The organism is Microbacterium sp. (assembly GCF_047602155.1).
Taxonomy (GTDB): domain Bacteria; phylum Actinomycetota; class Actinomycetes; order Actinomycetales; family Microbacteriaceae; genus Microbacterium.
Genome location: NZ_JASGHZ010000001.1, coordinates 3,071,971 through 3,085,394 on the forward strand (window position 1 = coordinate 3,071,971; position 13,424 = coordinate 3,085,394).

9 protein-coding genes are annotated in these 13,424 nt (G+C 74.7%); 3 read left to right on the forward strand and 6 right to left on the reverse strand.

The annotated features are described in order from the left end of the window. Positions 1-656: 656 nt before the first annotated feature. Positions 657-2,372 (reverse strand): ATP-dependent helicase, encoded by a 1,716-nt coding sequence (locus QM720_RS14230; RefSeq protein WP_415127613.1) that lies wholly within the window; start codon positions 2,370-2,372, stop codon positions 657-659. After that, on the reverse strand, positions 2,369-3,295 hold the full coding sequence (nudC, locus tag QM720_RS14235; protein WP_415127615.1) for an NAD(+) diphosphatase: 927 nt from the start codon (positions 3,293-3,295) through the stop codon (positions 2,369-2,371). The genes QM720_RS14230 and nudC overlap by 4 nt, the downstream gene beginning before the upstream one ends. Before the next feature lie 65 nt (positions 3,296-3,360). Between nudC and QM720_RS14240 the strand changes: the two genes are divergently transcribed. Continuing rightward, positions 3,361-4,704 carry a phosphotransferase gene (locus tag QM720_RS14240; RefSeq protein ID WP_415127617.1) on the forward strand — a complete coding sequence of 448 codons (1,344 nt, stop codon included), beginning with the start codon at positions 3,361-3,363 and terminating at the stop codon, positions 4,702-4,704. Positions 4,705-4,759: 55 nt separating this feature from the next. On the opposite strand, the gene QM720_RS14245 is transcribed toward QM720_RS14240, so the two are convergent. Both QM720_RS14245 and QM720_RS14250 read right to left on the reverse strand, forming a co-directional pair. Then, positions 4,760-8,176: a UvrD-helicase domain-containing protein gene (locus tag QM720_RS14245; RefSeq protein ID WP_415127956.1), complete on the reverse strand. Its 3,417-nt coding sequence runs from the start codon at positions 8,174-8,176 to the stop codon at positions 4,760-4,762. A gap of 74 nt (positions 8,177-8,250) precedes the next feature. Then, entirely contained in the window at positions 8,251-11,439 is a 3,189-nt protein-coding gene (locus QM720_RS14250) for an ATP-dependent helicase (protein WP_415127619.1), read from the reverse strand. A 219-nt stretch (positions 11,440-11,658) separates the two neighbouring features. On the opposite strand from QM720_RS14250, the gene QM720_RS14255 reads away from it, so the two are divergent. Together QM720_RS14255 and QM720_RS14260 are read left to right on the forward strand one after the other, a co-directional pair. Beyond that, complete coding sequence (locus QM720_RS14255) at positions 11,659-11,883, forward strand: DUF3107 domain-containing protein (protein WP_415127621.1); 225 nt, start codon at positions 11,659-11,661, stop codon at positions 11,881-11,883. A 4-nt stretch (positions 11,884-11,887) separates the two neighbouring features. Next, positions 11,888-12,178: a hypothetical protein gene (locus tag QM720_RS14260; protein ID WP_415127623.1), complete on the forward strand. Its 291-nt coding sequence runs from the start codon at positions 11,888-11,890 to the stop codon at positions 12,176-12,178. Between the two features lie 168 nt (positions 12,179-12,346). Here the strand turns inward: QM720_RS14260 and QM720_RS14265 are convergent, their stop codons facing one another. Beyond that, positions 12,347-12,577, reverse strand: coding sequence for a hypothetical protein (locus QM720_RS14265; RefSeq protein ID WP_415127625.1), 231 nt, complete (start codon positions 12,575-12,577; stop codon positions 12,347-12,349). Between the two features lie 104 nt (positions 12,578-12,681). Continuing rightward, positions 12,682-13,398 (reverse strand): ferritin-like fold-containing protein, encoded by a 717-nt coding sequence (locus tag QM720_RS14270; RefSeq protein ID WP_415127627.1) that lies wholly within the window; start codon positions 13,396-13,398, stop codon positions 12,682-12,684. Positions 13,399-13,424: the final 26 nt, after the last annotated feature.

Here is a 13,424-nt window from a genome sequence, read left to right on the forward strand (position 1 = left end):
GCTGGGCACCGACCCCGCCGTGCACGTCGACGACGTGCGCCGCTGGCAGGAGCGGCTGCTCGATGCGCTGCACGACGGCATCCCCGACGCCATGCTCGTGCCGCTCGCCCGCAGCCTCGGCGCGCGCGAGCACGAGGCGGAGCGGTTCGCGGGGCAGATCCGCACGGCACTGAGCGCCGGGGCGCCGTCGCCCCTCGCGGTGCAGGTCGAGGTGCCCGGCGCGCTCGGCTACGCCGAATCGCAGGCCGCTTCGGCCGGGCTGAGCGCCGCGCGGCTCGCACCGGCACCGCTGACCCGGTGGGTGCAGGACGACCCCGACCCTGCCCTGCCGATGATCGTCGTCGCGCACCAGCTGCTCGAACCGCGGCGGATCGCACGACTCATCGCCGCCGACATCGTGCACCTCCCGATCGAGGTGTCGGGCGATCGCGTGCGGGTCGGCCCCCTCGTCGTTCCGGGCCGCACCGGCTGCCTCGCGTGCCGGCACGCGCACCGCACCGACGCCGACCCGCTCTGGCCCCTGCTGGCCGCCCAACTGCTGGGGCGCGACCCCGAGCCCACCGACCCGGCGCTGGTGCTGGAGGCGGTGGTGCTGGCCGCGCGGATGCTGCGCGGCCAGCCGCCCGCAGCCGACGGCGCGAGCGTGTCGGTGACGGTCAGCTCGGCACACGCCCGCCGGGTGTGGCACGCGCACCGCCCGCACCCTCGATGCTGGTGCCGATCTCCCGCAGGAATCGCGACGGCTGCCGCTGGCGACCCGGCGACTGCTCCGCCCAGCTCAGCGACAGCGTTCGCCCGGCCCGCGTGATGCCGACATAGGCCAGGCGCCGCTCCTCGTCGACCTGCTCCAGCCCGGTGGCGTACGAGATCGGCAGGAGCCCCTCGGACAGGCCGACGATGTGCACGTGGTCCCATTCCAGACCCTTCGCCGCGTGCAGCGTCGCGAGAGTGACGGTGCGCAGCGCCGGCTCGTGCTGGTCTTTGCCGCGGGCCAGGAGCTGGTCGGTGAAGGCGCGCAGCGTCGTGCCCTCGGGCGCCTCTTCGGCCATGCGCAGCAGCGCCGCGCGTGCCTCCCACGCGTCGCGCAGGGCGCCGCCGGCCGGCGGCGGATCGTCGGTGAGCCCGAGCGAGCGCAGCACGTCGCGCACGGCGGCGAGGAACGTCGTCTCGACCTTCGCCACCGACGCGCCCCGCAGCGCCATGACGGCCTGGCGCACCTCGGGCAGGTCGAAGAACCGGCGCCCGCCCAGCACGGTCGCCGCGATCCCCCGCGCCGCCAACGCCGACAGCAGCGGCGCCGACTGCGCGTTGGCACGGTACAGGATGGCGATGTCGCGCGGCTCGATGCCGCTCTTCAGCTGTGCCGCGATCGCCGCGGCGACCCCCGCCGCCTCGGCCGCGTCGTCGCCGTAGGCGCTCGCGCGCGGCACCGGGGACCGCGGCGGCCGCGGCGACGAGAGCACGAGCGCGCCCGGGCGTCCGCGCATGAGCGCGTTGGCGACGTCGAGCACCGCCGGGTCGGAGCGGTAGTTGCGCTCCAGCCGCACGATGCGGGCGTCGTCGTGCCGGTTCGCGAATTCGAGCAGGTAGCGCGGGTCGGCGCCGGCGAAGGAGTAGATCGTCTGACTGGCGTCGCCCACGACGCACAGATCGCGGCGGTCGCCCAGCCACAGCTCGAGCAGCCGATGCTGCACGGGCGACACGTCCTGGAACTCGTCGACCGTGAGATGGCGGTACTGCTCGTGCACGGCGGCCGCGACGCGGGGCTCGGATTCGAGCATCCCGGCGCACGCGAGCAGCACGTCCTCGAAGTCGAGTTGGCGACGCTCGTCCTTGACCTTCTCGTACGCGTGCTGCAGGTCGGCCAGCGCGGCGGCGCCGAGTGCGCCGATGCCGGCGGGGTGGGCTGCGGCATCCTGTTCGATCGAGCGCATCGTCACCTTGCGCCACTCGATGCGGCTCGCGACGTCGCGCAGCGTCGCGCCGTCGAGGCGCAGCCGCAGGGCGTCGGCGGCCTGGCCGAGCACCCGGACCTTGTTGTCGATGATCGTCGGGGCGACATCGCCGGCCAGCTGCGGCCAGAAGAAGTTCAGCTGCGCCAGCGCGGTGGCGTGGAACGTGCGCGCCGCGACCCCCTCGACGCCGAGCGCGCGCAGGCGCCCGCGCATCTCGCCCGCCGCCTTCGCGGTGAACGTGACCGCCATGACGCGCCCCGGCGAGTAGGCGCCGGTGTCGACCCCGTGCGCGATGCGGTGGGTGATGACGCGCGTCTTTCCGGTGCCGGCGCCGGCGAGCACGCACACCGGCCCGCGGAGGATGGATGCCGCCTCGCGCTGCTGCTCGTCGAGCCCCGCCAGCGCTCCCTCGCTCACGCGCCCTCGACCCAGTCGACGATGAGGCTGTGCGCGATGGATGCCGATCCGGGCAGCGCGAACGGCGGTCCGGCCGTCGGCCGACCGGCCAAGGCGTCTTTCAGCTCGTCGCGGTCGAACCAGCGGACCGCGACGATCTCCTCGCCGTCGGGCCGCGCGTCGGCGGCATCCGTGGCGGTGGCGTGGAACCCGAGCATGAGCGAACGCGGGTAGGGCCACGCCTGCGAGCCGAGGTAGCGGAGTTCGTGCGCGTGCACGCCCGCCTCTTCGTACAGTTCCCGGACGATCGCCGCCTCCAGCGACTCCCCCGCCTCGACGAAGCCGGCGAAGGCCGAGAACATGTGACGGTCGGCCCACAGGGCGTTCTGGCCGAGCAGCAGCCGGGAGCGGTCGGGCGAGACGACCGCGACGATGACGGCGGGATCGGTGCGGGGGAAGTGCTCGCGGCCGCACGCGGGGCACTGCCGCGACCAGCCCGCCGAGCGCACCTCGGTGCGTGCGCCGCAGGCGGGGCAGAACGGCGCGTCGGCGAGCCAGCGCCCGAGGCACACCGCCTCGACGAAGACGGCGGCATCCGTGCCCGTCAGGGCGCCGCCGGCCGCGCGCAGCGACACCCAGCGGCCGTCCGCGGCATCGGCCGGGGGTTCCGCGTCGGCCGGCGCGGCGGCCACGAGCAGGGCGGCGCCCTCCGCGTCGCGGCCGAGGAAGGCCCACTGCGCGTCGGCGTGCGCCTGCGCCACCGGCGTCGTGCGCAGCCCGCCGTCGGGACTCAGGCGGGCCCGGTCGCCGTGGACGGCGACGACGCGGGTCGCCGGATCGGCGCGCAGCCGGGCGAGCAGGTCCGGGTCGGTGCGCTCGTGCGCCGCGCGGTCGATGCCCGCCCGGGCGAGAGCGGGGGGCTGCGGGGCGTCCGACGGCGACATCCGGGACCTTCCTTGCCGGGCGTGGCGCACACGGAGACGGGGCCTGGCGCGCCTACCCTGGGGGCATGGCACGCTCACCCCTCACTCTAGCCGCGTCGGTGACCTCTGCCCTCCCCCAGGTGGCCGTCGTCGGCGTCGGCCCGCTGACGGAGGGGGTGTCGGGCCGGTACGACAGCGCGATCGTCACGCTGGACGACGGTCGGCGCGTCGTCGTGCGGGTTCCGGTCGACGGCGAAGCCGATGCCGACCTGCGCGCCGAGGCGCACGCCCTCGCCTCCCTCACGGCCGGCATCCGTGGCGTGCTGCCGTTCGGCGCCCCCGACGTGCTCGGGCAGACCGGCGTCGACGGGCATCTCACGCTCGTGCAGACCCTGCTGCCGGGTTACCGCGTCGACGCCCCGCACGTGCCCGAGGGCCGCGGCATCGCGACGGCGCTCGCGTCGGCGATCGCCGCGGTGCACGACCTGCCGGTCACCGTCATCCGCGACGCCGGGCTGCCGATGCAGACGGCCGGGCAGGTGCGCGACGAGGCCGAGCGCCTCCTCGACCGGGCCGAGGCGACGGGTCTGCTGCCGTTCACGCTGCTGCGGCGCTGGAGCACCGCGCTCGGCTCCGAGCAGCTGTGGAACTTCGAGACGACGGTCGTTCTCGGCGGGGTGGACCCGGCATCCTTCGTCTTCGCAGACGACGACGAGGGCGAGCCCGCCGTGACGGGCCTGCTCACGTGGGGCGGGCTCGGCGTCGGCGACCCCGCCGTCGACCTGCGGTGGATCGCGTCGGCGCCGGCCGCCGCCGGCGACGTGCTCGACGAGTACGCCCGTCGGTCGCACCGCGCGCCCGACCCGCTGCTGGCGGAGCGCGCGCGGCTGCACGCGGAGCTGGAGTTCGCGAAGTGGCTTGTGCACGGGCACACGAGCGGATCGGAGTCGGTCGTGGCCGACGCCGTCGCCCTGCTCACCTCGCTCGCCGACACCGTGCGCGACGAGCCGGTGCGCGCCCGGGGCGATGTCACCGCCGACGATGCGCTCGCCGCGACGGAGCGCGTTCCCGCGACCGCCGCCGTCGACACCTCGATGCAGACCGACAGCTTCGACGCCGACACCCTCGCCGCCTTCCTGGTGGCCGAAGCCGGCGGCGTCGAGACGCAGCCGCTGGAGCCGCACGAACTGGAGTGGATCCCCGGCCGCACCGCCGAAGGCGACGGCGAGGCCGAGGAGCCGTCCGGCGATACCGGCCCGCTGAGCCTCGTCGACGCGGCCGGCGCGCCCTTCCACGACCAGCCGACCGGGCCGATCCCCGCCCCGACCGGCGAGGCGACGCTCTTCGGCGAACCGGATGCCGACGACCTCGACATCGACCAGGACACCGCGGCGCGCAACGCCCTGCGCCGCTGGACCGGCACCGCCTGACGGCCTCGGCCCTGCCGGGCGGGGATCAGGCCTATCGGCGGGCTGTCAGGGGGAATCAGGCGCGGAGCGTCAGGCCGTCGGCGACGTAGAACAGGACGACGTCGATCTCCTCCAGCGGCGTGCCGTGCTTCGCGTGGTACGCGCGGCGGTATAGCTGCAGCTGCAGCATCCGCTCGTCGCGCTCGGCGGCGGTGCGTGGCGGGCGCCCCGTCTTCCAGTCGACGATCTCGATCCGGTCGCCGCGCCGGTAGACGGCGTCGAGCTTGCAGATGACGACGCGGGGCGCTCCATCGCCGAGCGCGTCGGGCACGGCGACGTCGATCTCGGTCTCGACCTCCAGCGGTTGCAGGTCCGCCCACTCCGAGGCGAGGAATCGCTCCTGCAGCGCGGCGAGCTCGGCATCCGCGGCGTCCTCGTCGTCCTGCTCCCACAGCACGTCGTCGGGCGACGCCCCCGCGCCGACCAGTCCCGACCGCCGCTCGACCCAGGCGTGGAAGCGCGTCCCCAGCCGCGTCTGCCGGTACGGTCGCTCCGGCATGGCGCGCGCCAGCGCCGGGGCGTCGCCGAGGTAGTCCTTGAACCGGGATGCCGGGATGCGCACGGGGGCCGCGGGCTTCGCCGGCCGCTCCCGCGCCGCCCGTTCGGCCAGCAGCAGTTCCAGCTCGCGGGTGGGCGCCGGCAGCGCCGCGTCCACCGCCGCATCGGCGCGGGCCGCCGCGGCGGTCACGACCCCACGCCGCGCCCCGAGCGGATCGAGCGGCCACTGCAGCACGCGCCGCCGACCCTCGAACGGGTTCTCCCCCGCGTCGTCCGCGAGCCGGTCGAGCGCGTCGACGTCGAGCGCATCGGCGATCTCGGCGAGGAAGCGGCTGGGCCGCCGCGGGGACTTCGTGCCCGACCAGCTCGACCCGGTCAGCAGCAGCTGGTCGCGCGCACGCGTCACGGCGACGTAGGCGAGCCGGCGTTCCTCCTCGATCTGCCGGGCACGGTTTTCGGCGGCGAAGGCGTCGAGCGCGGCCTTGAGGTCCTGCTGCGTCGGCGCGTGCTCGGCGCGCCAGCGCAACGCGGGGAGCCAGGCCGCATCGCCGCGGAACTCGTACGGCAGCACGCCGAACCCGAGCCAGCCCTGCGTATCCTTCGCGCGGGTCGGCAGCTCGTCCTCGACGAGCCGGACGACGGCGACGGCATCCCATTCCAGCCCCTTCGATCCGTGGATCGTCAGCAGCTGCACGACATCGTCTTCGGGCGGCTCGGTGCGCGGGGCGAACTCGTCGAGGCGCTCGGCGTGGTCGAGCCAGGCCAGCAGGCTCGGCAGTGAGCCCCGCTCGTCGGTCGCGAGGAAGCCGTGCAGTTCGTCGACGAACGCCCGCAGCTGGTCGCCCGCGAGCCGCGCCGGGCCGCGGGCCTCGTTGGCCGCGAGCTCGATGTCCAGCCGCAGTTCGCCCTCGATCAGCCGCACGAGCTCGGGAATCGGCAGTCCGGCCCGGCGCCGCAGCCCCGCGAACACCCCGGCCGCCTCCCGCAGCCGTTCGCGCGCGGCGGGAGTGAACCCGCTCAGCCACCCGTGATCGGCGTCTACGCGCAGGAAGAAATCCAGCGCATCGATGAGCGATCCCTGCTCGTCGCCCGCCGACGTCCGCATCCGCTCGACCACCTCGGGTGCGAGCGGCTGCAGCGCCGCGTCGTGGCGGGACAGGCGTCGCGCGAGGCTCCCCAGCGCCCGCAGATCGGCGAGGCCGATCGCCCAGCGGGGCCCCGTCAGCAACCGGATGAGCGCCGACCCCGAACGCGGGTCGCCCACGACCCGCAGCGCCGCCACGACGTCGACGACCTCGGGGGTGGAGAGGAGCCCCCCGAGCCCGAGGATGCGATGCGGGATGCCGGCCCGCCCCAGCGCGTCGGCGAAGTGCACCATGTGCTTCTTGCTGCGAAAGAGCACGGCGCCCGTCGTCGTGCGGCCGGCACGCGCACGCTCGGCGCGGATCCCGGTGAACCACGCCGCGACGCGCTCTGCCTCCGCGTCGATGTCTGCGTCGAACGCGATCTGGACATCGCCGTGCGGGGCGCCGTCCCGGGCGCGCAGCGCCGCGACCGGCACCGACGCGCCACCGGCGCCCGCCGTCGCGGCGGAGGCTTCGGCGGCGGTCGCGACGGCGTCTTTCGCGCCGCTCGCGAGCGGCGCGAGCACGGCCGCGGCGGCGGCGAGCACGCGCTCGCTGTTGCGCCAGCTCGTCATGAGCGCGTACGTGTCCGCGCTTCCGACCGGCGAGAACGCCGCCGCGAATCCGCCGAGGTTTCCCGCGCTCGCACCGCGCCAGCCGTAGATCGACTGATGCGGATCGCCGACGGCCATCACGGCGGCTCCCCGGAACGCCGCCGCGAGCAGGTCGGTCTGCACGACCGACGTGTCCTGGTACTCGTCGAGCAGCACGACCCGATAGCGCTCACGCAGCTCGGCGCCGACGGCGGGGTGCGCGCGGAGGACGTCGAAGGCTCCCGCGACCTGATCGGAGAAGTCGATGACGCCGGCACGGCGCTTGCGCCGCGCGTACTCCCGGGCGAGGCCGACAAGCACCGCGAGGCCGCCCACCGACCTCGCGTGTTTCGCGACGTCGGCGTACACCGTGACGCGCGCCGAGGTCGACGGGCGCTCGAGCACGTCGGCGAACAGTTCGGGGAAGCGTGCCAGCTCGTCGAGGTCGACGCGGTTGTCCACGCCGTCGCGGGCGATGCGCAGCGCGCCGTCGATGATCGAGCGCAGCGCCTCGTCGCGGCCTTCCAGCCGCACATCGTCCGACTCCAGCACGACCCGCCGCATCAGCAGCCACGCGGCCGACTCGCTGAGCACGGCGGCCTCGGCGTCGCGCCCCGCGAGCACGGCGTGCTCGCGCACGATCGCGTCGGCGAAGCTGTTGTACGTCGTGACCGTCGGCCGGTGCAGCAGCGTGTCGGCATCCGGCGCACCGGGCGTGCCGCCCGTGCCCTGGCTCGCCGGAGCCTGGTCCGCCAGACCCTGGGCCATCGGACCCTGGGCCATCGGACCCGGGGCCGCCGACGATGCCGCGGCGAGCTCGTCGAGCACCGGCCACCGCTCGCGGTCGGGAGCGCCCGACCGCTCCAGGTCGCCGAGCACGTCCAGGCGACCCGCCGCGTGCAGGGCGTCGAGCGCGGGCAGGAGGCCGCGCTGCTCGAGCTCGCCGAGCCGGTGCAGCCGCCGGTGGATGCGCTCGGCGAGCTCGCCCGCCGCCTTGCGCGTGAAGGTGAGCCCGAGCACCTGGTCGCGGGCGACGAGCCGGTTGGCGACGAGCCACACGACCCGCCCCGCCATCGTCTCGGTCTTGCCGCTGCCCGCGCCCGCGACGACGAGCGCCGGCGACAGGGGCGCCGCGATCACCCGCGCCTGCTCCGCCGTCGGCGGGAACTGGCCCAAGGCGGCCGCCAAGGCCGCCGGGGTGACAGGCGCGGCCGCCAAGGCCGCCGGGGTAACGACGCCGGCCGCTAAGGCCGCCGGGGTCACGACGCCGCCGCCCGACGGGACGATGCTCGTCACGACGCGCTCACCGCCCCGATCGTGTGGATGCGGCACAGCCCGTACGCGTGGTCGTCGCGGCAGTGCTCCTCGAACGGGGCGCTGAACGTCGTGCCGCTCATGACGTCGGCGGTCGCCCGGATGCGGGCGAGGAACGCCGCGCGGGTGTCGGCATCCATCGGCGGCTGGCGGGGTTCGGCGTAGTCCTTGGTCGCCGCGGTCGGCCGCAGCACGAGCAGTTTCGCGCCCCCGGGCTTCAGCCCGGCCGCTTCCGGGATCGCCCCCTCGATCAGCGCCAGCTGGTAGGCGGCCAGCTGCGGGTTGTCGGCGACCTTGGCGTCGGTCTGCGGCTCGCGCTTGCCGGTCTTGAGGTCGACGATGACGACCTCCCCCGCGCCCGTCTGCTCGACGCGGTCGATGTACCCGCTGACGATCGCGCCGTGCGCCCGCGGCGGGTCGAGCGCGACCGGCACCTCGAAGTGCGGCTCGGCGCCGATGAGCGCGCCCCCCGCGGCCTCGAATCGGCGCAGATACGCGGCGAGGCGGCGCACGAGCTCGCGTGCGCGGGCCTGCTCGGCCCGATCGCGCCATTCCGACTCGAAGTCGAGCTCGCCCCACCGCGCGGCCACGCTCGCCCACAGCGCCTGTTCGTCGCCGCCCAGCTCCATCGCGCCGTGCACGAGCGTTCCGACGCCCGCGACGACGCTCCCGGCGTCGGCGCCGAGGTCGCCGATCACCCAGTTGAGCTGACACTCCTCCAGCGTCTGCATCCGCGACGGCGAGACGCGCACGTCTTCGGAGTCGAGGTCGCGCAGCGGCGCGACGGAGGTCGGGGGCAGCACCCCGAACCACTCGCGGGATGCCGCCCCGGCGACACCGGCCGCCGCCAGCAGCGCCAGCTGGCCGGCCGCGTCGTCTTTCGCGCGGGTGTCGGCCGCGGCATCCGTCAGCGTGCGGCGGTGCTTCGCCACCAGACCCCGCAGCGACAGCGGATGACCGGTCACGCGGGCCGCCGGCGAGGACGGCGGCAGCAGCTCGAACAGGGCGCTCGGCCCGGTGTCGTCGTTGTCCACGGCGGTCACCACCAGCAGCGACCGCGCGCGCGAGCACGCCCGCGCGAACAGTCGCAGCTCATCGTGCAGGACGAGCCGGCGCCGGTCGATCGTGTCGACGGGTTCGCCGGTGTCGGCGGCGGCGAGCCGCCACGTCTGCAGCAGGCTGCCGCGCGAGCGCAGGTTCGGCCAGATCCCGTCCTGCACGCCCGCGACGACGACGGTGTCGAACTCCGCCCCCAGGGCTCCCGCCGGGGTCAGCACCCGGACGGCGTCGACCCGGTCGCCGTCGTCGAGCCGGTCCTGCGCGACCGCCGAGTCGAGCACACCGCGCAGATACGCGACCGGTGCCGTGCCGTCGCCGCGCTCGCCGTGGCGCTTGGCCGCCTGGAACAGCGCGACGACGGCATCCAGATCCCGCCCGGCCTGGTCGGCGACAGCCCCCGTGCCCGCGGCCGACGCCGCCCACGCGCGTGCGAACCCCAGGCCGTCCCACGCCGCCCAGAGCAGTTCGTGCGCCGTCGCCTGTGCGTCCCACGCCGCGCGCACCCGCGCGAGCGTCTGCCCGATGCGCTCGGCACGGCGCCCCTCGCGGGTGTCGAGCAGCGCGAACTCGATCGGGTGTGCGAGTGCCGATGCGAGCAGCTGCCCGCCGGTCGGCTCCGGCTCGTCCACCCCACTCGCGCCCGACTCCGCGCGCGCCGCCAGCGCGGCCTGACGCACCGCGGTGCGCAGCCGCCGCACCTCGATCGGGTCCATTCCACCACCGTGCAGCAGGTCGTGAACGTCGTCGGCGCTCCAGTCGTGCGGATCCTGCGCGGCGAGCAGCACGATCCGCAGCAGCTGCGCGACCGCGGCCGTCTCGGCGAGCGGGCGCGACTGCCCGGTGGCGCGCGTGGGCACTTCGCGCGCGGCGAGTTCCGCCTCCAGCGCGGTCACCTGCCGCGTGTCGTGCGCGATGACGGCGCACTGCGACCACGGCACGCCGTCGTGCACGTGCCGTTCCCGCAGCAGCCGTGCAATGAGATCGTGCTCCTCCGCCGTCGAGCGCGCGGTGAAGGTCCGCACGCTGTCGGCCGACTCGTCCGGGCCCTCCGCGTCGCCCGCGCCGAGCGCCCGCCCGTCCCCCTGCCCCGGCCCCCGCCGGTGCGCAACGACACCCGCCGCGCCGATGCGCGCGGTGATCCCCGCGACGACCGCACGCTGCTCCCGGGTGCCGCGATGCGCCTCGGGCAGCACCCGCAGCGCGGAGCCCGCCGCCAGCCGCGCGAAGTTCTCCGGGCTCGCGCCGCGGAACACCCCCGACCCCACGTCGGGGTCGCCGAACGCGAGCACCGCGACTCCGCGCGCGCGACACGCCTCCAGCAGCTCGACGCCGCCGAGCGTCAGCTCCTGCGCGTCGTCCACGACGATCGTCCGCAGCCGCTCGATCGCGGCCAGCCCCGGCGAGCCGGCCGGCAGCGTGCGGACGAGCCCCAGCGCCTCGCGCACCAGCCCCGCGGCGTCGCGGTGCGCGCCGCGCAGCTGCGCCCGCACCGCGTGGTAGTCGCGGGCGAAGGATGCCGCGGCCGCCCACTCCGGCACCTCGTGCGCCCCGGCGAGCTCGGCGAGGCGCCCCGGTTCGATGCCCAGCTGCGCGCACTCGGCCAAAAACGCCCGCAACTCGGCACGGAACCCGCTCGTCGCGCGGACCTCCGGCGTCAGCCACGCCGGCCACCGGACCGCGCCGGCGAGCTCGTCCTCGGCGTCGCCGGCGAGAAGGTCGGCGATGAGCTGATCCTCATCCGGCCCGGTCAGCAACTGCGGCGGCGGTGCCCCCGTGTGCACGGCATGGGCGCGGACGATCTGATACGCGAAGGCCGCGATCGAGCGGGCCAGCGCACCCGGGGTCGCCACACCGACGGCGAGGGCGAGCCGATCGCGCAGCCCGGTCGCCGCCTGGCGGGTCGGGGTGAGAACGAGGAGCTGTTCCGGCGCGAGACCTGCGCCCACGAGCGCCCCCACCCGTGCGACGACGGCGGTCGTCTTGCCCGAGCCGGGAGCGCCCGCCACGACGCCGTCCGCGTCGGCCGGCAACGCCGCAATGGCACGCTGGGCGCTGTCCAGTGCGGCGTCGGGGACCGCCACGGCGGTCGAAGGGGTCTCGGCATCCACGTTCTTCACGCTATCCGAGCCCTCCGACATGCCAGGATGCAGGAGCGGGTGTGACAGAAGTCGCCTCGACCTGCCTCTGCGGCGTGTTTGGTCACAGGTGCTCCTGCATCCTGGCTGTGTCTTGGCACAGTGGCGACGAGCGCCGAGCGCCCGCGATGGCGTCGACGTGTCGTAAAGTCGAGATGCGCCCCGACGCCGGGGCCGGAAAGGCAGTCACCCGTGGAGATCCGCATCGGCCTCGCGAACACCCCGCGAGAGCTCAACTTCGAGTCCGCCCTGTCGACCCAGGCCGTCACCGAGCTGGCCGAGAAGGCGCTCGCCTCCGCTGTCTCCTTCGTGACCCTCGCCGATGTGAAGGGCAACACCTACATCGTGCCGACCGCCGCCATCACGTTCATCGAGGTCGGGACCGAGGAGTCCCGGCGCGTGGGCTTCGTCGCCTGAGCCGATGGAGATCCTCCTCGCCCTCATCTACGGCGGCTCGCTCGGCGCCGTGCTGCACTACCTGATGCCCGGACGGTCGTCCCGCGGCGCGGCGCTCGCACCCGTCGTGGGCGCCCTCGTGGGCGGGGCCACCTGGCTCGCCCTGACGTGGGCCGGGCTCACGACGACCGACGTGTGGCTGTGGCTCGTCTCGCTCATCGTGCCGAGCGTCGTCGTCCCGGTGGCTCTCCTCGTCACGACTCGCCTGCGCGCCGCGCACGACGCCCGCGAGCGGCTGCGCCTGAAGATCTCCTGAGCGTCCCGCTCGATAGGTGGCGCATGACTCCGCGGCCCAGCGGACGCTGAGTTATGAGCACCACCCTCCGCCGCGCACGATCTCACGACGACGAGCGGATGCGCACACGCCCGGAGCAAGGCCCGGAGGCTTCGTTCCGGGCTTCTGCCGTCACGGCGACGGCCCTCGTTAGCGGTAGGACGGGGAGTGGGGTCGATCAGACACTGCCGTCCACAGCAACCACGCGACCGCGCCAAGAATCGGGGAGATGACAACTGCCGCAATCCACAGCGTTCTCAACGAATCGCCCCTCTCGTAGCGCGCAACGACCTGACGGCCGACGACCACCGCGAGGCCCGCCCATACGGCGAGGTAGGCCATGATGAACATCACGAGGACGACGACATCAGAAGCAGGCATGATCGTTCCCTCCCGGAGGTGGACTACTCAGCCGACGGTAGCACCGACGCCTGAGATTGTGCCGTTCTGAGTCACGGTGTGCGCGGCTCCAGTGGCGAACGGGCTCAGGCGTCGAGGCCCAGCGCGGCCATGCGGCGCGAGTGCGCGCCGAGCAGGTCGGTGAACACGGGCTCCACCTTCTGCTCCTCGGCCGCGTCGAGGGTCTGCGAGCGCAGCGCGGCGCGGGCGATGAGCAGCGTGTCGCCCACGAGGCGCCGGCCCCACAGGCCCAGCAGCGACTTCCACTCGGCATCCGAGGCGATCGCCGCGCGCAGGATGTCGGCTAGCGCCTGCCGGTCGTCGTCGTCGCGCAGAATCTGGGCGACGCGGTCGCCGGTCTGCCCGTAGCTGGCCGACAGCGCGAGGTAGAAGTCGTCGAGCATGCCCGCCGTGATGTGCACCGACAGCATCGTCTCCAGCGGCCGGGCACCGTGGGTGGCGCGGCGGAAGGCGTCGAGCGGTTCGCGAAACGGCAGCATGAGGTCGAGCGAGTCATCCCCCCGCTCACGGATGACGGCGACGAGCTCGCGGTGTTTGCGCAGCGCCGAACCGGCCGCGATCGACAGCGCCTCCTTCTGCGCGAGCTCGGGCGTCGGGGCGATGAGCTGGCTGAGAGTCTCGAAGAAGCCGAGCTGCAGGTAGGCGGCCTGACCGAGATACGTGTCCACGTGCGGGGCGAGCTCTTCGAAATCGACGCGGTTGACGTCGCCGAAATCACCGCGCGAGCGCACCTTCAGCGTGCGGGCGGCGGTGCGATCGCGCTGCCAGGGCCAGGTCACCACGGACACAGCCTACGCGGGAATGCGCG

Bases quoted from the DNA above. Each gene is read 5' to 3' on its own strand.
- nudC (WP_415127615.1), bottom strand. From the start codon at position 3,295: ATGTCGCCGTCGGACGCCCCGCAGCCCCCCGCTCTCGCCCGGGCGGGC.
- QM720_RS14240 (WP_415127617.1), top strand. From the start codon at position 3,361: ATGGCACGCTCACCCCTCACTCTAGCCGCGTCGGTGACCTCTGCCCTC.
- QM720_RS14260 (WP_415127623.1), top strand. From the start codon at position 11,888: ATGGAGATCCTCCTCGCCCTCATCTACGGCGGCTCGCTCGGCGCCGTG.
- QM720_RS14265 (WP_415127625.1), bottom strand. From the start codon at position 12,577: ATGCCTGCTTCTGATGTCGTCGTCCTCGTGATGTTCATCATGGCCTAC.